The sequence below is a fragment of the Ruegeria sp. CH11 genome (genome assembly GCF_056537105.1).
The window spans coordinates 38654-56669 of the sequence record NZ_JBQFQX010000021.1 but is presented as its reverse complement, the minus strand read 5'-3'; the positions used below and the strand labels follow the sequence as shown (position 1 = coordinate 56669).

The window sequence follows — 18016 nt, the reverse complement described above, 5'->3', positions numbered from 1 at the left end:
TCATCGCCGAACCAATGATACCAAACGCATGTTCAATACCATGCATCTGCAATACCTTAACAAAGGCCTCTTCCGTCGTCATTCTCATCTGGGTGTTCTCCGCGCAAGTTAGGACTGGCTGGGCATGCTGCCGCACCGTTGCAACTGGTTTTGGCGCATGGGGCACTGTGGCGTTAGGGCCAGAACGCGTAGCGAAATAAGTCCAGTGTCGAGTCAGTAGCTGCGGATTGCATCCGCGATCAGTTGTACACCCGTTGGGATTTGTTCCGAAGCGATGGACGAGTATCCAAGGCGGTAGAAATTCTGCGGCTGATCCGGTTCGGAAAAGAACGACGCGCCGGGTTCGATATGAACGCTCTGCCCTTGCAGCGTCTTGGCAAGCCTCGCGGTGTTGACGTGATCCGGCGCCGACATCCAGAGCGAGGACCCGCCCATGATACCGCGCCCGGCAACGGTCAGACCGTTGTGTTCGATCGCTGTATCCAGTGCCTTGCGCCGCTCACCCAGTGCTTTGGACATGCGCCGGATCTGCGCATCATAGTGCCCCAGTGACAGGAAATAGGCTGCTGTGCGTTGCATATGCCCCGGTGGGTGGCGCAGCACCAGCGAGCGCAACGCCCGCGCCTCGCGGATAAACGGCTCGGAGCCGACCATGTAGCCAAGTCGCAGGCCGGGGAACAGGGATTTCGAAAAACTGCCCACGTAGATCACGCGCCCGTCTTCGTCCATGGACTTCAAAGCAGGCGAGGGAGCGCCCAGAAAGGCCATTTCAAACTCATAGTCGTCCTCGACCACCATCGCATCCAATGCGCGCGCGCGATCAAGCAAGTGGCGGCGTCGTTCGACCGGCATGGTGGCCGTGGTCGGGCTTTGGTGACTTGGCGTGGTGAAGATGACGTCGGTGTCGTCCGGCAACAGCTCGGGCGGCAGGCCGTCGCGATCAACGCCCAGCGGTGTCACGTTGCAATCCCAGTAATTCAACAGAGTTCGCAACGAGTAATAGCAGGGGTCTTCAATCACCGCGGTGCGGTTGTGGGTCAGCAGAATACGCGAGGCCAGCCACAACGCGTTCTGCGCGCCCATGGTGATCAAAATCTCTTCGGGACGGGCCGCGATCCCACGGCGCGGCAGGGTGTGACGGGCGATGAACTCGATCAGCAATGGGTCATCCTGATCCACGTAATCCGACGTCAGAGAATCGAAATCCTTGTGCCCCAGCGCCCGCACCGCGCAAAGCCGCCAATTGGCGTGGTCAAACAGCGTGCGATCAGCCTGACCGTAAATGAAGGGATAGCGATAGCTTTGCCAGTCCGCGGGCTTGTGCAGAAAATCCCCGCCAGAAAAGCGGCGGGCCAGGGCGGCATCCCAGTTCACGTTCTCGGTACCACGCTGCAGAGGTGTGTATTTTGGCGGCACCGGCGCATTTGGCGACACGTAATAGCCCGAACGGTCTTTTGCGGTCAGGTAGTCGTTCGCCAGCAACTCGGTATAGGCCAGCGTCACGGTGATCCGGCTGACACCCAGATGAGCGGCAAGATTGCGCGACGACGGCAGCTTTTCCCCCACATGAAAGCGGCCGGACAGAATGCCTTCGGCAATCATCTGTTGGATCCGGGCCTGCAAGGTGCCCTGGCCGCCGGGATCGAGAAAGAACGTGTCGACTGAAATGCTCATGATCAGGTTATAGGCTGGACTTACTCCGGCTGCAATCTGGACATAATTTGCGCCGGAAAGACCGCATCTTGGGTATTGACGGCAGTCCACCAAAAAACTAAATAACTAGAAAGTTAGTTTAATGGAGAAATCAAATGTGGGAAACGGCTGCCGCGGGGTTTTCCGCCATGGGGTCCGAAGCCCGGCTGAAAGTCCTGAAAACCCTGGTCCGCGCTGGTGAGGGCGGGCTGACCGTCGGGGAAATCCAGACCCGTACGGGAATCGCACCGTCAACATTGGCGCATCATTTGCGGTTTCTGGCCGCAGGCGGTGTTGTTGTGCAGGAAAAAGACGGTCGCACGACCATCAACCGCGCCAATTTCGACGAATTGAGAAACCTGGCGCAGTTCATTCTCAGTGAATGCTGCGCCGACGAGATCGGAAGGGCGGCCAACGATGGCTGAGTTGACACAAAACCCAAAAATGGCCTCGAAGGCACTTGTCGAAGCGATCAAGACGCCATGGGCCCTGATCGTCGCCATATTGGTGGCAGTGGCCGTTCTGGACCCCGGAAACTGGGTCGCGGTTGTTTCCTTCGCCGGTAAGGCGTTGGCCCATACCGGGCAATACATCCTGTTTGCGGTGCTGCTATTATCCTACCTGAAAGCAACCGGGGCCGAGGTCATGGTTGCCCGCGCCTTTGAAGGGCGCGAGACGCGGATGATCTTTCTGGCTGCGCTGTTCGGCGGCCTGGCGCCGTTCTGTTCCTGCGAAGTCATACCCTTCATTGCGGGCCTGCTGGCCTTGGGGGCTCCTCTGTCGGCAGTGATGGCCTTTTGGCTCAGTTCGCCGCTGATCGACCCACCGACCTTGCTGATCACGGCTGGTGCGCTGGGATGGCCCTTTGCTATCGGCAAGGCTGTGGCGGCTGTGGCACTTGGACTGTTCGGAGGGTTCACTGTACGCTTTCTGATGCGGGGTGGTGCCTTCGCCCAGCCATTGCGTGAATACAAGCCTGCCGGATGTTGCGGTTGCGGTCCCAAGCTGGACGAAAAGCCGGTCTGGAAATTCTGGCAAGAGCCCGAGCGCCGCGTGCGGTTCCGGTCCGAGTTCGTGCACAACGGCCTGTTTCTGCTGAAATGGCTCGCGCTCGCCTATGTGCTCGAGGCGCTGCTGGTCAACTACGTCCCCGCTGATCTGATCGCGCGGGTCGTCGGAGGCGAAGGGATCGTACCCATCGTTGTGGCCGCGCTGGTTGGCATGCCCGCCTACCTGAACTCTTACGTTGCGCCGCCCTTGCTGGCGGGGTTGATGGAGCAGGGCATGACCGCAGGGGCCGCGATGGCCTTCATGGTTGCCGGTGCAGTCAGCTCAATCCCCGCGATGGCGGCGGTCTGGTCGCTGGTCAAACCCCGGGTCTTTGCCACCTATCTGGGGCTGGGGGTCGGCGGTGCCATCGTGGCGGGCATCCTGTTTCAGATGCTTTGAATCAAAAGCGCCCGGAGGTTTCTCCGGGCGCTTTATTCATCCAGCCTCGCAGTAACGAGGCAGTTTGAACCGATACCGTGCTTCGCCACTGTTGACATAAACCCGCTTTTCCACGCAAGCGCTGGTGCCAACGGTCTGCGATACGGGGCCTTCGGTCGAGGTGATTGAGGTCGCCGATCCGTCCGGCAAGCGGACCGAGGCGATTACCCCATTCTTGAGGTCACCATTGATCGGCGTCGCCGACAGCACCGCAACGGTCATGAAGGCGTCATGCTCGTGCTCGCCATCGTCCCCCAGCAGGAACAGGCTGGCGACGATGACAACCATTACAAGGCCCCCCGCAATCGCCAGACCTTTGGTTCTCAGAAACACATAGATCGAAACAGCGCGGTGCGGCCCGAAAATTGCGGATAATAATTTCAGCATGGGTCTTTCCCAAACAAATAACCCCGGCAGAGCCCGCCGGGGTCAGATCAGGATCAGGGGCGCAGATCGTCTTCTTCTTCGTCCTCACCGCCACCTTTGGGCAGGTTGAAGAAGCTGTCGGCGTCCACGATTGGTTCGTCGTCTTCCTTGTCCTCTCCGTCATCCGACAGCGAGAATGTCTCGAGCCCTTCGATCGCGGTCGGGATCTTGGGCGCGCTGTCCATTTCCAGCGACTGTTCGGTCGAGACCAGCTTGCGACGTTCGTCATCGCTCATCACGCCACCTTCAGCGGCTTTTTTGGCAGCGGCCTTCTGCACGATGGCATCCAGTTCCGACTGTTTGCAGAGGCCCAGAGCAACCGGATCGATCGGCTGCATGTTGGAAATGTTCCAATGCGTGCGCTCGCGGATCGACTGGATGGTCGGCTTGGTTGTGCCGACCAGCTTGGCGATCTGACCGTCGCTGAGTTCGGGGTGGAACTTGACCAGCCACAGGATCGAATTCGGACGGTCCTGACGCTTGGACAGCGGCGTGTACCGCGGGCCACGGCGCTTTTCCTCGCCGCTTGCGGCAGGGTTGAACTTGAGCTTCAGCTTGTGCAGCGGATTGTTCTGCGCCGCTTCGATCTCTTCCTGCGTCAGCTGGTTGTTGGCGATCGGGTCGAACCCTTTGACGCCAGCAGCAACGTCGCCATCAGCAATACCCTGCACCTCAAGCTCGTGCATGCCTACGAAATCCGCGATCTGCTTGAAGCTGATCGTGGTATTGTCCACCAGCCATACGGCTGTTGCCTTGGCCATAAGTGGTTTTGCCATCAGCCCGTCTCCTTTGAATACATCTGTCCCGTCGCCGGAATTCGGCGGCCCCGTGGTCTTGGGGCAGGTTTCCGTTGTCGGGGAACTTGGGGCCTATATAGTCGCGTCAGATAAAGAAGGGAAGAGGCGAATGCGCCAAGGTCTGTTAGGGCTGGTCGTATGGGTTCTGAGCGCGGTGGCTGCACCGGCCGATGGCGAAAAGACGGGCGAGTTTGACTATTACGTCCTGGCGCTCAGCTGGTCCCCCAACTGGTGCGCCCGCGAGGGTGATGCGCGCGGATCAGACCAATGTGATGCGCGCCATGATCACGGCTGGATATTGCACGGGCTCTGGCCGCAATACCATCAGGGCTGGCCTGCCTTTTGCCGGACTTCGGAATCGCCGCCCTCGCGCCGAATGACGCGGGAAATGGAAGACATTCAGGGCAGTTCGGGGCTGGCGTGGCATCAGTGGAAAAAACACGGCACATGCTCAGGCCTTTCTGCGTCTGATTATTTCACCCTTTCGCGGCGGGCTTATGATCTGGTCGAGCGTCCGCCGGTCTTCCGCAAGCTGGATACATCGGTCAAACTGCCCGCGTCGGTCGTCGAAGAAGCGTTCCTGAAATCCAACCCCACGCTCGACCGCGACATGATCACGATCACATGCAAGCAGGGTTACATTGAAGAGGTCCGCCTGTGTCTGTCCCGCGATCTTGAACCGGTTCCCTGTGGCCGCGACGTGATCAGGGACTGCACGGCTACGGACGCTTTGTTCGATCCGATTCGCTAGAGCTTCTTGTTCTGGCAATCCCGCGCATAGTCCAGCGCCTTGGCCGTGCCTTTCAGATCAATCGCCATGACGGTTTGACCTTCGGGGTTGTAGACGGTCATGGTCTTGTTCTGCGCAATCGCGTTGACGAAGTTGCGGTCGGTAAAGAACACCGTTGCCCCCGGAACACGGTCCTGCTTGAACCCGATGGCGGTGGCGTCAAAGCTCTTGCCGTCAAGCTCGAACCGGATCGGGTAGCTCTGCCCCGGCTCAATATTGCCCCAGGCCTTGTTGTAAACGGTGAAATACCCACGATTGTCCAGCGCGTCGTAACCCAGCCGCACAACCGAGAGATCCTGATACACGGTCTGGATCAGGCACCCGTTCCCGAGTGCAGGGTCCATCATGATGTTCCAGCCCTCGACAAAGCCCTTGTCGACCAGTTCTTGCGAGTGCGCGGCGGTTGCGGTGAAGGCGGCGAAGGTGAGGGCGATAAGGCGGGTCATATTCGGATTCCAAAAGAATTAAATTGCGGAGCTGTGTCCAAATTACAAGTTTAAACAACCCAGCCAAGAGCATTCTCTTACTGCGCCCCAACCGCACTTTCGGGTCCATTGGATCTGAGTTCTAAGATCACTTCGTTTATAGACCGCTCACAGCGAAGTAATGAGGTCACCAAGAAAACTATAGGCAGGACCCACCGAAACTCGGCTTCAACTCAGTTACAATGCCCTTCTGTTCTTCCCAGAAAACGAGCCAACGAAGCAAGCATGGAAAAGATTGCTTCTCAAAATATGCGTAGTCTTTTTCTTTAGAAATTGAGAACCCATCTTGCTCTAGCATTATTACAAGTTCTTGCTCTCTCAGAGGTGGCGGGAATTCAGCGATAATCCTTCGGGCAAACTCTTTGTCAGCCTCGGCAAAATTGTCAGGCAGATTCCGCCCGATTTTCGGCGGGAACGGCAACGGCGGAAATAGCAACAAGTGAACAACAATCGCGATTGCCACTACTGATGCACAAAAAACTAAAATGAACTTTCGCATCTAATGCCTTACTCTCAGATACGCTTAGAAAATGGCAGATTTTCCAAGACGCGCAAAAGCCTGCGTCTACAATTCCTTCCTCGCCCTGAGCGCCGCCGTAATCGTCCCGTCGTCCAGATAATCCAACTCCCCCCCAATCGGCACGCCCTGCGCCAATGAGGTCAGGCGGACCTGACCCTCTAGCTGATCGGCGATGTAATGGGCAGTGGTCTGGCCATCGACCGTGGCGTTGAGCGCGAGGATGACCTCGGTGATGCCCTCGGCCATGATCCGATCCTTGAGGCGGGGGATGCGCAGCTCGTCCGGGCCGACGCCGTCCAGCGCCGATAATGTCCCGCCAAGCACGTGATAGCGGCCCTTGAACACGCCTGCGCGCTCCATTGCCCAGAGGTCGGCGACGTCTTCGACCACGCAAAGTTCGCCTGTCGCGCGGGCCTCGCTTTCGCAGATGTCGCAGATGTCGGTGGTGCCGACATTGCCGCAGTTCAGGCACTCACGGGCGGTGACGGCGACCTGCTGCATGGCGTCCGACAGCGGCGTCAGCAGCAGGGCGCGTTTGCGGATCAGGTGCAGCACCGCACGCCGGGCCGAGCGGGGGCCGAGGCCCGGCAGCTTGGCCATCAGGTCGATCAGGTTGTCGATGTCGCTGTTCGAGCTCACGGCCTGTCCTGTCTGGCGCCGGAGGGAGCCTCCGGCGGGAGTATTTTAGAAAAGATGAAGATCAGAACGGCAGCTTGATGTCTGCCGGCAGGCCCATGCTTTCGGTCAGCTTGGCCATCTCGGCCTGAGAGCGTTCGGCGGCTTTGGTCTGCGCGTCCTTGATCGCGGCGAGGATCAGGTCTTCGACCACTTCTTTGTCGTCGCCATTGAAGATCGACGGATCGATGTCGAGACCTTTCAATTCGCCTTTGGCGGTGGCCGTCGCCTTGACCAGCCCGGCGCCGGATTCGCCGACGACCATGATGGTGTTCAGCTCTTCCTGCATATCGGTCATCTTGGTCTGCAAATCCTGCGCGGATTTCATCATCTTGGCCATGTCGCCCAGACCGCCGAGTCCTTTGAGCATCGGTATTCTCCTGTAGATCTGTTTGCAGCCTAAATACGGATGGCATTCGTCGGGCACAAGGGGAGAGGCTGCTCCCGCCTGTCGCCAATGTCTTTGGTGGGTCTTTCCTCTCGTTGGGCCCGGCCCGCGCAGGCTGTGCCTGCGCGGGCCGGGCCCAAAGCTGCTCAGGGGTATCGGCGCAAGCCGATGGCCCGTGGCAGGTGCGGGAGGGCTTCAGGTGTCAGAGCGGAGTCTTAATCCTCCTCGAACGGGTCCCATTCGTCTTCGACTTCGGGCAGAGCTTCGGTTTCGACCTGTGCCGCGCGTTGTTCGGGGGTTTCGATCTTGGTGATCCGCGCCTTTGGAAACTGGGCCAAAACGGCCTGTACCAAAGGGTGTTCTTCGGCTTCAGTGCGCAGGGCGAGCTCGGCCGCGTCGCGGAGTTCCGCGATGGTCGGGGCCTGGCCTTCCGAGACAATCGACACGGCCCAGCGGTTCCCGGTCCAGCGTTGCAGGGCCGATCCGAGACGGGGGGCCAGGTCGGTCGGTGCTTGCTCGGCCGGGGTGAACTCGATCCGGCCCGGTTGGTACGAGACCAGACGGACGCCGTTCTCGACCTCGACCAGCAGTTTGACGTCCCGGTTCGATCGGATCAGTTCGACCACGTGCTCGAAGGTCGGATAGCGCGCCAGGGCGGTCTGTACGTCCTGCGCCAAAGCGGCTGAAGGCGCGCCTGTGGCTCCGCGTGGTGCGGCTGTCAGAGCCGGTTGGGCGGTTGCCTGTGGCGCAATATTACCCTGCGAGGCGGCCGGTAGACCGCGACCCGGCCCACCATTTGGCGGCGGTGGGGTATCCTGCAATCTTTTGACCAGTTCTTCGGGGCTGGGCAGGTCCGCCACATGGGTCAGGCGGATCACGGCCATCTCGGCGGCCATCATGGCGTTGGGCGCGGCTGAAACCTCTTCCAGAGCTTTGAGTAGCATTTGCCACATGCGGGTCAGCACCCGCATTGGCAGGGCCTCGGCCATCTGTTGCCCACGCGCACGCTCGTCAGGCGACACCGTCGGGTCTTCGGCGGCATCCGGGGTGATCTTGACGACCGAGACCCAATGGGTGATCTCGGCCAGATCGCGCAGAACCGCCAGCGGATCGGCCCCTTCGGCATATTGCGCGCTGAGTTCTGTCAGCGCGCCCGCCGCATCGCCGCGCAGGATCATGTCCATCAGGTCCAGCACCCGGCCCCGGTCGGCCAGCCCCAACATGGCGCGCACTTGATCGGCACTGGTTTCGCCAGCCCCGTGAGAAATTGCCTGATCCAGCAGCGAGGTCGCGTCGCGGGCCGAGCCCTCGGCGGCGCGGGTTATCAGCGCAAGCGCGTCTTCGGCGATCTGGGCACCTTCTGCCGAGGCGATCTTGCTGAGCAGGCCGATCATGTCCTCGGGCTCGATCCGGCGCAGGTCGAACCGCTGGCAGCGCGAAAGGACCGTGACCGGCACCTTGCGAATTTCAGTCGTGGCAAAGATGAACTTTACATGCGCAGGGGGTTCTTCCAGCGTCTTGAGCAGCGCGTTGAAGGCGCTGGTCGAGAGCATGTGAACCTCATCGATGATGTAGATCTTGTAGCGCGCGCTGGCGGCGCGATAGCGGACGCTGTCGATGATTTCGCGAATGTCGTTCACGCCAGTGCGGCTGGCGGCGTCCATTTCGATCACGTCGACATGACGACCTTCCATGATCGCAGTGCAATGTTCGCACTGGCCACAGGGCTCGGTCGTTGGGCCGCCATTGCCGTCCGGTCCGATGCAGTTCATGCCCTTGGCGATGATCCGGGCAGTTGTGGTCTTACCGGTTCCCCGGATGCCGGTCATGATGAAGGCCTGCGCGATCCTGTCCGCCGCAAACGCGTTTTTCAGCGTGCGCACCATGGCGTCTTGACCCACCAGATCGGCAAAGGTTTCCGGGCGATATTTGCGGGCGAGAACCTGATAGGCGGGGCTGGGTGTGTCGGTCATGTCTGCTCGGTCGGATTCGTTCAAACCGCAGCGTAGAGGCCCCCGCCGCCCGCGTCCACAGCGGGTCGCCAGGATTTTTGTTTTGGAAACGCGACCGTCGCAGGTAAAATCTCCGATTCATAGGCCAGGGGTAAGACTTTCTGATCTACGTTTCGGGGGGAACGCAAAGATGTCTCAGATGGTGATCCATGCATTGCAGGTGGGCGGCGGCTCGCTTGCGCTAAGTTCAATGCCAGGGCGGGGAGGGGACTATCTCGGCGATCTGGAGATGGTCGCCGGATGGCAGCCGGGTCTGGTGATTTCCATGACCACCGAGGTCGAGATGATCAAGGATGGCGCGCGCGACTTTGGACGCGACGTGCAAAGCCGCGCCAGCCGCTGGGCGCATCTGCCGATCGAGGATTTTGGCGCGCCATCGGCGGAAATCCGCGAACGCTGGAAACGGGTCAGCGCCTCGGCCCGTCAGGCATTGGCAGGCGGGGGTCGTGTACTCGTTCATTGCCGCGGTGGCTGCGGGCGGTCAGGCATGATCGTGCTGCGCCTGATGGTGGAATGCGGTGAGAACCCGGATACCGCCCTGACGCGTCTGCGGGCCCTGCGGCCCTGCGCGGTCGAGACGGATGACCAGTTGCATTGGGCCATCGCGCCAGCTGTTGCGCTTGCTGCCTCATGACCTCAGATTCTGACCTGCGATTCTGTCGCCGCCTGAGCCTTTGGTGCGGTTGCCAGCGCCTGTAGCATCGCACAAGGCGGATTTGGAATCGCGCCCGACGGCAATGTCGTGAATTCGGTACCAAACATCAGGTCAGCATAGTCATCCAAACAGTCTATATCGGCTGCCTCGGTGGTGCCGCAAAAGATGCGGACTTCGTCTGCTTGCGCACGAAACCGTGCTGTGCACCCGTCGGGGCAATGGCCCAGTTCGATGCTGCCGTCTATTTCCAGATCTCGCGCAGTTGTCTGCCCCGCGGTCGAGATCGACTGCACCAGCGCACGTGCCACACGTGCAAGCGCCGGGCAGGTCTTGCCGGTGCGTTGACAGACGGTTGCCGTAAATTGGTGCGTTTCGGTCTTCCAGATCATGATGTGCCCTCCGCACATGTGGGCTGAGGGGTATCGATCAGGAGAAACCGCAACCGGCGGTCTGACCCTGCCCGGACACCCCGCCCGAGTTTCGGTTTCAGTTTTGATGGCAGGTCTCCTGACTTGCGGGTCGTCGCTTTGCCGCCCTTCCCAGCCTTGCGGCCAGTGGTATCTCGGCATTGCTTTCCGCTTACAGTTGCGGGGGCAGTCGCGGATTTGGCGTGTTCCGGACAATCCGGAGTGGGCCGCACCGTGTTCCCTTTTCATCCCGGCCTCGGTTGAGGGCGCGGAAACCATCGCCCAATCGCTAGCGGGCCAGCCCGGTGCGAGTCAAGCGGATTGAAAGATGCCCGAGGAAAATTGCGCAGGCGGACGTTTGGTCAACTTGGCAAAGTGTTGACTCGGCGTATCAGACCATGTGGACTGCAAAGTGAACTACTTAGTTCAGAAGCAAGGCAAGGAGCTTCGGAGGCGGCGATGCTGGACACCCGGACTGCAGTTCTGACGGAAGATTTCGAATTCGCATCCGGCCCTGCGAAACTGTCGGCGCGGTTGTACAGCCCTGTGTCAGAACCCGAAACGGTCGTTGTCCTGAACAGCGCCACGGGCGTACCCAGAGACTATTACCGCCATTTCGCGCGCTGGCTGGCGGCAGAACAGGGCATGGCGTGCCTGACCTACGACTATCGCGATTTCGGGCTCTCGTCGCAGGGAGCGCTGGCGGGTTCGAAGACGACAATGGCCGACTGGGCCCTGGTTGACATGCCTTCCGCGCGGGCCGAGATGCGGCGGCGCTTTCCCGACGCGCAACACTGGACAATCGGGCATTCGGTAGGGGCCATGCTGGGGCCGGTTCAACCGGACGCGGACCGGATCGATCGCATGATTTGTGTCTGTTCCGGGCTGGTGACGCTGTCGGATCACCCTTGGCCTTATCGCTCGCTGGCGTGGTTGTTCTGGCACGGCCATGCGCCATTGGCGACTCGCGCGCTGGGCTATTTGCCGGGCAAGCTGACCGGGTTCGGAACGGACTTACCGGCCCCGGTCTATTGGCAGTGGCGGCGCTGGTGTACTGCGCCAAAGAACTATGTTCCGGATATCGGGCATAGGCTGCCCGCTGCCAACTGGCCCGAGGCGGGTCGGCAGGTTGACCTGTTCACTTTCGACGATGACCAGATGGTGCCGCCTCAGGCGGTCTGGCGGCTTGCGGACCTCTACGGTCCCGAGGCGCGTCGGCATCTGTTGTCGGCAAAGGATTTCGGCCTGTCCGAGATCGGCCATATCGGGGTCTTTGCGGGCAAGAACGCAGCGCTCTGGCCACGTTTGATTGCCAGATAAGCAGGGGCGCCTTGGCGGCGCCCCCGGGTGTCAGACACCCTTGCGGGACTTCTTGTCCTGCATGACCGACCGCACCATCTTGCCAAACGCCTTGTCGCGGGCGCGGGACTGGGCAAGGGTTTCTGAGTTGCGCTGATCCTCGCGCCGCAGTTTGCGCCACCGGTCCAACCGGTCTTCGTCGAGCGCGCCTGCCGCGATCGCCTCCTGCACAGCGCAACCGGGTTCCGAGACGTGCTGGCAGTCCGAGAACCGGCAATTCTGCGCCAGTTCCGTGATATCCGAAAACACCTCGTCAACGCCGTCTTGCGCGTCCAGCAAACGCAGCGCGCGCATACCTGGGGTGTCGATCAGCCAGCCGCCGTTGCGCAGCCTTCGCAGAGCCCGCGCAGTAGTGGTGTGACGCCCGCGTGCGTCATCCTCGCGGATGGCAGCGGTGGCGTCGCTGTGTCCGGTCATGCCGTTTGCCAATGTCGTTTTGCCGACGCCGGATGACCCGACCAGCGCCCCAGTCTGCCCGGCAGGACACCAGGACAGCACTTGCGCGATGTCCATGGGGTCCCGCGCGTCGACTGTCAGAACCGTCAGGAACGGCCCCAGAGTTTCGGCGCGCCGGGCATAGTCTGCGGGCTCGTCGCAGGTGTCTGCCTTGGTCAGAACGATCACCGGGTAACATCCGGCCTGGTGGGCCAGTGCCAGATAGCGCTCTAGTCTGGGCAGGTTGAAATCGGCGTTGCAAGAGCTGACAATATACAGCACGTCGACATTGGCAGCGATCAGCTGCGCCTCGGCCCCGGTTCCGGCGGCGCGGCGCTGCAGACTACTGCGGCGGTCCAGCAGATGCTGAACGCGTTGCTGCTCGTCGACCAGAACCCAGTCACCGACGGCAAAGTCACCTGTTGACCGATTGAGTGTCAGCAGAGGCGCTTCGCCCTCCGGCGACACGCCTATCAGACGGTCCCGGTGAACGCCGGTGATGCGATAGGGTGCGCAAGTGGGATCGACCGCGTGTTGCGCGGCAAAGTGAGAGGACCATCCAAGATCCGAAAGTGAAAAATCCATTGATCTGCCTGTTCTCAGGTACAGCAATCCTGACGAATGGCGTATGCGCATCCGTCGGAAACGTGTTCAGGCCACGATCGGTGATCGAAAGGTCAGAACCGAGCGGCCCGAAGGGTCTTTGCTACAATCATAAAAGCCCTCCTGTGGCTGAAAGGTTCAAGTGAGAGGTTGGACATCGACCCAAGCGGGGCTCGTTGTGGCTGCTTCCTTCCGGACCTGACCAGGTTGGCGAGGCGCTCGCCCGCGCCAACCTCTCGACTGCCGATATAGGTGCCTGGCGGTAAAATGGCAACCCGTCACAGCGTCAGTTGAATGCGCAAAAATCCATCCGTATCCAGGCCCAGATCGCTTGTGGCGAATTCCGCCAGCTCGGCGATGTATGCGCGCGCGTTTGGGCCGGTCTTCAGAATCGCCTTCGCGCCACCCAATGGCGAAAAGGTATATGGCCGTGGTGCGGATTCGAGCGGGTCAGGCCGCGCCGAGTTCTTTATGTAGTCGATCAGTGCGTTCTGAACGGGCAGCGAAGGGATCGGGATAACTTGTGCCCGACCAGCAATCGGAAAGTTGCCGCCGCCATTGGCGCGGTAGTTGTTTGTTGCCACGACAAACTTCTGACTCGGGTCGATGGGCAAGCCATTTATCGATGCCATGCGGATACGGCGATGCGCCGGGTCGTTCAATTGGCCTTCGGCATCGAACCGGGCGGGGTGTGACAGATCGATCTCGCAGGCAATCCCATAGAGTAAATCCAGATTGTGACCCGCGCGGTCTGGATCGTGCAACTCTTGTGGCGCGTCGGGGAAGAGCTGGTTGAAGACGCCCGCAGACATTTCAAGCCAGTCGAGAACCTGCGCGCCACTGACACAGAGGCCACGCAGTTCATTCGGAAAGACCTGAAGGTCAGCCACATGGCGGATCGAGATTTCGCCGGCAGGAACGTCGGTGTAGTGAGCTGGCCCGGCCCGGCCACCGAACTTTGCGGGGGCGACGGCGGATAGCACTGGCAAGTCCGCGAGCTGACTGTCCCGCAGGTAAGGGCGCAGCGCGGCCGCCTGCGCCGCCGCCAAAAGATGCAAACCCCGATCTAGCGCACAAAAGGAAAAATAACTGTGCAGCGACCGATCCACCCGGCCCACCGGGCGGGCCACGCGTTGGCGGGTCTCTGCGTGCGCTTTGGCCAGCAGAGCCATGATCTCGGGGTCTTCTTTCACGCCTGACACGGACCCGTCAGCGGGGGAGTGAATCGGGCGCAGCTCTGCCTTGCGGTCGACAATGCGCCAGATGTTCTTTCGGGTCAGCGTCAGATCAATCACACCCAGATGTGATCCGGCAAACCCTGGCATGACCACGGGTTTGCCGTGCACCAGACCGTTTCGCGCGTCGACATGGTGCCGCCCATAATGAGCGGAGCCCGGCAATGTCAGATGCGTGTGCCCGGCAATAATCGCATCTATTTCGTCCATAGAGGCTAGGGGGATGGCGGCGTTTTCCAGACCGGGTTTCGCTTCTGCCGGACCAAGCCCCGAATGTGCCAAAGCGATCACGAGATCAGCGCCGCGTTGTCGCAGTTCGGTGGCGGTGTCCCGCGCCGAGGTCAGAATATCCGTGGCCGTGACCTGCCCGTTCAGTTTGTGCGCCTCCCATTGCGTGGTCTGGGGTGGCAGGACGGACAGGATGCCGATGTTCAGAGGTTCGGGTTTGCCGTTCAGGGTCACGCAGCGGGGCAGGACCGCCGCGCTTTGCCAGATTGGTGAGGCGTCGTCGAGCCGCATGTTGCTGCAGATCAACGGGCAGTTAAATTGATCAGCGACCCGTTTCAGAAAATCCAGCCCAAAGCCAAAGTCGTGGTTCCCCAGACCGATCGCATCATAGCCCAATGCAGCAAAGGCCAGCGGTAATGGGTGCGGTGCGGCGATCTGGTCGGCTGCAAAGTCGCCCAACGGTGTCCCTTGCAGGCAATCACCGTTGTCTAACAACAGCGTCAGGGCACCCATCCGCGCAGCCTCGCGTTGGGCCTTGCGGATCAGGGTCGCGGTTCTGGTAAATCCGATCCGGACGTCCGGGCGATCGGAGTAATAGTTGTGGCCGACCAGGTTCATATGCAGGTCTGAAGTGGCCAAAATCCGAACCCGCGCCAACGGGTGGTCAGCTTCGCTCTGCGACGATCTTTCTGTACTGTCCAAAATTTCTGCTTCTGACTGTCTTGGTAATTTTGTGTTCACTAAAAAACGAGTTAATGCAATTTCAAGGGCGGTCCTGCGGTCTTTCGGCGGCATATCAATATTGCCTGATGAAACGGCGTTGCGCCAGAGGCCAAGACGTGGCAGCCCTTGAGCCCGATATCGAGGGAACGCAGTGAGATGAAACGCGCGGAACAGGTGACATTCGGCGGCTCGGGTCTGGACCGTGCGGCCCATATTCGCGGAGACGCAGCTAAACTGGCTGAAGCAAGCGAAAGCGCGGCGGCTCGCTGCTTGTTGCTGTGGCGGGGCAAGGTGCTGGTGTGTGGCCCGGCGCTGGACCGTCTTGCGTTTGTCCCGATGACGCATGAGGTGATCCGAACCGCGACCGGTGGTGCAATTGAGGCTCCGGTTTTTCTTGGGTGCGACAGCGACGACGCTCCGATCTTTGCGATGGATATTTCGGGCTGGCAGGCCGAGGGGCTCGATCTGTCGGATGTCGGCGCTTTTGTTGACAAGACCGAACAGCAGCATCCCGACCTGCCCGAAGGCGATGTCTTTGCCGAGTTGCGTCGGATCATGACCCGGCTGACGCCGCGCGATGCTGAACTGGCGGCAACTGCAAAAGCGGTCATCGGGTGGCATGACACGCATCGGTTCTGCGCCAAGTGCGGCGCTGCCAGCGAAATATCGCAGGGTGGGTGGCAACGCGGTTGCCCTGCATGCGGCGCGCAGCACTTTCCGCGCACCGACCCGGTGGTGATCATGCTGATCACTCATGGAAACGCGGTGCTTATGGGGCGTTCGCCCGGCTGGCCCGAAGGGATGTATTCATTGCTGGCGGGGTTCGTCGAACCGGGTGAGACCTTGGAGGCCGCCGTGCGCAGGGAAGTGATGGAAGAAGCCGGCGTGCCGGTCGGTGACGTGCAGTATCTGGCCAGTCAGCCCTGGCCATTTCCGGCCTCGTTGATGATGGGGTGCGCAGGTCAGGCGTTGTCTCGCGAAATCCGCATAGATCCGGTGGAAATCGAAGACGCAATGTGGGTCACCAAATCCGAAATGATGCAGGTGTTTGCGGGTGAACATGACAGTCTGTTGCCCGCGCGAAAGGGCGCGATTGCCCATTTCCTGTTGCAACACTGGCTTGCGGACAGTCTGGACTGACGCAAAACTGGACTGGGAATAGGGCAAAGAAGACAGACAGAAATGCAATTTTCAGCGCAGGAAGACATCGAAGCCCCGATCGACGTCGTATTCGCGATGGTCTCGGATTTTGACCGGTTCGAGCGCATGGCCGTACGGCGGGGTGCCGATGTGCGGCGCATGGCGGGGTCGGGCACCGCCGATGTAGGCATGATCTGGGAAACCCGCTTCAATATCCGGGGCAAACCACGCGAGGTCACAATTGAGATGACCGACCGTGAAGATCCGGGCCTGATGCAGTTTCAGGCAACCAGCAAAGGGATGGTCGGTGTCACCAAGGTCGAGCTGCTGGCCTTGTCGAAACGCCAGACGCGGCTGAATCTGACCATGTCGCTTGCCGCTAAGACGTTGCCCGCGCGGTTGCTGCTGCAATCAATTAAGCTGGGGCAGTCGCGCCTGAGACGGCAGTTCCAGTCCCGGCTGAGCGATTTTGCTGGCGAAATGGAAGACAGGTATCGGCACGGTATGTAAGGCACCCGGTTTGGCGCAATTGGATCCAGAGGTTTCCCAATGGCTCAGGTGATATTCTTGCACGGCGCATCAAGCAGCGGCAAAACCACGCTGGCCCGGGCGTTGCAAAGCAAGATTGAGGTGCCGTTCTGGCATGTCTCCATTGATCACTTGCGCGATTCAGGCGTTCTTCCGATGGATCGGTTTCGCAGCGGCGCATTTGATTGGCGTCAGTCGCGTGACCGCATCTTTGACGGGTTTCATCAATCCCTGGCGGCCTATGCAGACGCCGGGAACAATCTGATTGTCGAGCATATTCTGGACACCCCAGGATGGGCCGACGTGCTACGCGCGCTCTTTCGAGAACATGACGTCCTTTTTCTGGCCGTTCATTGCGCTTTGCCTGAACTGGCGAGACGAGAAGCACAAAGGGCAGACCGCCGCATAGGTAGCGCGATACAGGATCAGCGCAGTATTCACGCGGGGCACGTCTATGATCTGGACGTCGATTCCGAAAATGGCGTTGATGCGAATGTCGAGCTGATCCTGCAAGCTTGGCGCAGCGGCCTGCGCCAATCAGAATTCAATTGACGGCGTGCGTCGTCACCCGCGCGGACGCGCCGCAGGGAAGACCCCCAGAATCTCGACATTGGTCGTAAAGTGCTCAAGCTCTTCCATGGCAAGCTGAACGTTGCGGTCGTCGGGGTGGCCAACGATATCGGCATAGAATTGCGTGGCTGTGAACGAGCCATCGATCATATAGCTTTCCAGCTTGGTCATGTTGACGCCATTTGTCGCAAACCCGCCCATCGCCTTGTACAGCGCAGCGGGGATGTTGCGGACCTGAAAGACAAAACTTGTGATCATGCCATGATCGCCACGTCGGTTCAGATCGGCCTGGCGTGACATCACCAAAAAGCGGGTGGTGTTGTCGCCATGATCCTCGATATGGCGGGCCAAAACGTTCAGACCATAGATTTCGCCCGCAAGCTCACTGGCCAGCGCGGCCGAGTGTTTGTCTCCGGCCTCGGCCACTTCGCGTGCAGCGCGGGCATTGTCGGGGCTGACGCGGCCACGAATGCCGTGTTCCTTGAGGAACCCCGCGCATTGAGGCAGCAGAACCAGATGTGAATGCGCCTCTTGAACATCTTCCAGTGTGGCCCCCGGAACCGCCAGCAGGTTGATATGGACCCGCACAAAGGCTTCTTCGATGATATGCAGCCCGCTATGGGGCAGCAGGCGGTGAATATCTGCCACCCGGCCATAGGTCGAGTTTTCGACCGGCAACATGGCCAGATCCGCCTCGCCAGAGCGTACCGATTCGATCACGTCTTCGAACGTGCGGCAGGGCAGGGCGTCCATTTCGGGCCGCGCATTGCGGCAGGCTTCGTGGCTATAGGCGCCAGGTTCCCCTTGAAAAGCGATGCGTTTGGTCATTTGGTCGATTCCGTGCAACAAGTTCCGACATT

At 60.3% G+C, this 18016-nt stretch carries 20 protein-coding genes, 1 other RNA gene and 1 riboswitch; of the genes, 8 read left to right on the top strand and 13 right to left on the bottom strand.

The features are described 5' to 3' along the window. Positions 1-213: 213 nt before the first annotated feature. Positions 214-1674 carry a MocR-like pyridoxine biosynthesis transcription factor PdxR gene (pdxR, locus tag ACR0LX_RS20825; protein ID WP_480785288.1) on the bottom strand — a complete coding sequence of 487 codons (1461 nt, stop codon included), beginning with the start codon at positions 1672-1674 and terminating at the stop codon, positions 214-216. Positions 1675-1808: 134 nt separating this feature from the next. On the opposite strand from pdxR, the gene ACR0LX_RS20820 reads away from it, so the two are divergent. Next, positions 1809-2117 (top strand): ArsR/SmtB family transcription factor, encoded by a 309-nt coding sequence (locus tag ACR0LX_RS20820; RefSeq protein WP_480575817.1) that lies wholly within the window; start codon positions 1809-1811, stop codon positions 2115-2117. Then, positions 2110-3141: a permease gene (locus tag ACR0LX_RS20815; protein ID WP_480785287.1), complete on the top strand. Its 1032-nt coding sequence runs from the start codon at positions 2110-2112 to the stop codon at positions 3139-3141. The genes ACR0LX_RS20820 and ACR0LX_RS20815 overlap by 8 nt, the downstream gene beginning before the upstream one ends. A 36-nt stretch (positions 3142-3177) precedes the next feature. On the opposite strand, the gene ACR0LX_RS20810 is transcribed toward ACR0LX_RS20815, so the two are convergent. Together ACR0LX_RS20810 and ACR0LX_RS20805 are read right to left on the bottom strand one after the other, a co-directional pair. Beyond that, entirely contained in the window at positions 3178-3567 is a 390-nt protein-coding gene (locus tag ACR0LX_RS20810; RefSeq protein WP_480785286.1) for a hypothetical protein, read from the bottom strand. A gap of 53 nt (positions 3568-3620) precedes the next feature. Then, positions 3621-4382 (bottom strand): DUF1013 domain-containing protein, encoded by a 762-nt coding sequence (locus ACR0LX_RS20805; RefSeq protein WP_480785285.1) that lies wholly within the window; start codon positions 4380-4382, stop codon positions 3621-3623. A 130-nt stretch (positions 4383-4512) separates the two neighbouring features. Here ACR0LX_RS20805 and ACR0LX_RS20800 point away from each other — a divergent pair, with 130 nt between their 5' ends. After that, on the top strand, positions 4513-5154 hold the full coding sequence (locus ACR0LX_RS20800; protein WP_480785284.1) for a ribonuclease T2 family protein: 642 nt from the start codon (positions 4513-4515) through the stop codon (positions 5152-5154). On the opposite strand, the gene ACR0LX_RS20795 is transcribed toward ACR0LX_RS20800, so the two are convergent. The 5 genes from ACR0LX_RS20795 to ACR0LX_RS20775 all read right to left on the bottom strand — a co-directional run bounded on the left by ACR0LX_RS20795 (position 5151) and on the right by ACR0LX_RS20775 (position 9234). Continuing rightward, on the bottom strand, positions 5151-5639 hold the full coding sequence (locus ACR0LX_RS20795) for a hypothetical protein (RefSeq protein WP_480785283.1): 489 nt from the start codon (positions 5637-5639) through the stop codon (positions 5151-5153). The genes ACR0LX_RS20800 and ACR0LX_RS20795 overlap by 4 nt on opposite strands. A 178-nt stretch (positions 5640-5817) precedes the next feature. Next, a complete protein-coding gene (locus ACR0LX_RS20790; protein WP_480785282.1) occupies positions 5818-6177 on the bottom strand; it encodes a hypothetical protein in 360 nt (119 codons plus the stop codon). 66 nt (positions 6178-6243) lie between these two features. Continuing rightward, positions 6244-6837, bottom strand: a complete 594-nt coding sequence (gene recR, locus ACR0LX_RS20785; RefSeq protein ID WP_480785281.1) for a recombination mediator RecR — start codon at positions 6835-6837, stop codon at positions 6244-6246. A gap of 61 nt (positions 6838-6898) precedes the next feature. Next, on the bottom strand, positions 6899-7243 hold the full coding sequence (locus tag ACR0LX_RS20780; RefSeq protein ID WP_039529126.1) for a YbaB/EbfC family nucleoid-associated protein: 345 nt from the start codon (positions 7241-7243) through the stop codon (positions 6899-6901). Between the two features lie 233 nt (positions 7244-7476). Next, positions 7477-9234, bottom strand: coding sequence for a DNA polymerase III subunit gamma/tau (locus ACR0LX_RS20775; protein WP_480785280.1), 1758 nt, complete (start codon positions 9232-9234; stop codon positions 7477-7479). Between the two features lie 169 nt (positions 9235-9403). On the opposite strand from ACR0LX_RS20775, the gene ACR0LX_RS20770 reads away from it, so the two are divergent. Then, the gene (locus tag ACR0LX_RS20770; RefSeq protein ID WP_480575791.1) at positions 9404-9907 is read left to right on the top strand and encodes a protein-tyrosine phosphatase family protein; all 504 of its coding nucleotides are present in this window, start codon (positions 9404-9406) and stop codon (positions 9905-9907) included. A gap of 2 nt (positions 9908-9909) precedes the next feature. On the opposite strand, the gene ACR0LX_RS20765 is transcribed toward ACR0LX_RS20770, so the two are convergent. After that, positions 9910-10317, bottom strand: a complete 408-nt coding sequence (locus ACR0LX_RS20765) for a hypothetical protein (protein WP_480785279.1) — start codon at positions 10315-10317, stop codon at positions 9910-9912. A gap of 91 nt (positions 10318-10408) precedes the next feature. Beyond that, a riboswitch (cobalamin riboswitch) is annotated at positions 10409-10630 on the bottom strand. A gap of 164 nt (positions 10631-10794) precedes the next feature. Between ACR0LX_RS20765 and ACR0LX_RS20760 the strand changes: the two genes are divergently transcribed. Then, positions 10795-11655 (top strand): alpha/beta hydrolase family protein, encoded by an 861-nt coding sequence (locus ACR0LX_RS20760; RefSeq protein WP_480785278.1) that lies wholly within the window; start codon positions 10795-10797, stop codon positions 11653-11655. A gap of 30 nt (positions 11656-11685) precedes the next feature. Here the strand turns inward: ACR0LX_RS20760 and rsgA are convergent, their stop codons facing one another. The 3 genes from rsgA to ACR0LX_RS20745 all read right to left on the bottom strand — a co-directional run bounded on the left by rsgA (position 11686) and on the right by ACR0LX_RS20745 (position 14897). After that, positions 11686-12714: a ribosome small subunit-dependent GTPase A gene (rsgA, locus tag ACR0LX_RS20755; protein WP_480785277.1), complete on the bottom strand. Its 1029-nt coding sequence runs from the start codon at positions 12712-12714 to the stop codon at positions 11686-11688. A 158-nt stretch (positions 12715-12872) separates the two neighbouring features. After that, an RNA gene (gene ffs / locus ACR0LX_RS20750) (signal recognition particle sRNA small type) lies at positions 12873-12971 on the bottom strand. Positions 12972-13010: 39 nt separating this feature from the next. Further along, positions 13011-14897, bottom strand: coding sequence for a bifunctional 2',3'-cyclic-nucleotide 2'-phosphodiesterase/3'-nucleotidase (locus ACR0LX_RS20745; protein ID WP_480785276.1), 1887 nt, complete (start codon positions 14895-14897; stop codon positions 13011-13013). 177 nt (positions 14898-15074) lie between these two features. On the opposite strand from ACR0LX_RS20745, the gene nudC reads away from it, so the two are divergent. Genes nudC through ACR0LX_RS20730 form a run of 3 tightly spaced genes read left to right on the top strand, consistent with a single transcriptional unit; the run spans position 15075 to position 17138 of the window. Then, on the top strand, positions 15075-16058 hold the full coding sequence (gene nudC / locus ACR0LX_RS20740) for an NAD(+) diphosphatase (protein WP_480785275.1): 984 nt from the start codon (positions 15075-15077) through the stop codon (positions 16056-16058). 42 nt (positions 16059-16100) lie between these two features. Next, entirely contained in the window at positions 16101-16568 is a 468-nt protein-coding gene (locus tag ACR0LX_RS20735; RefSeq protein ID WP_480785274.1) for an SRPBCC family protein, read from the top strand. A gap of 39 nt (positions 16569-16607) precedes the next feature. Further along, positions 16608-17138, top strand: a complete 531-nt coding sequence (locus ACR0LX_RS20730) for a chloramphenicol phosphotransferase CPT family protein (RefSeq protein ID WP_480785273.1) — start codon at positions 16608-16610, stop codon at positions 17136-17138. A 12-nt stretch (positions 17139-17150) separates the two neighbouring features. Here the strand turns inward: ACR0LX_RS20730 and ACR0LX_RS20725 are convergent, their stop codons facing one another. After that, on the bottom strand, positions 17151-17984 hold the full coding sequence (locus tag ACR0LX_RS20725; protein WP_480785272.1) for a prephenate dehydratase: 834 nt from the start codon (positions 17982-17984) through the stop codon (positions 17151-17153). Positions 17985-18016: the final 32 nt, after the last annotated feature.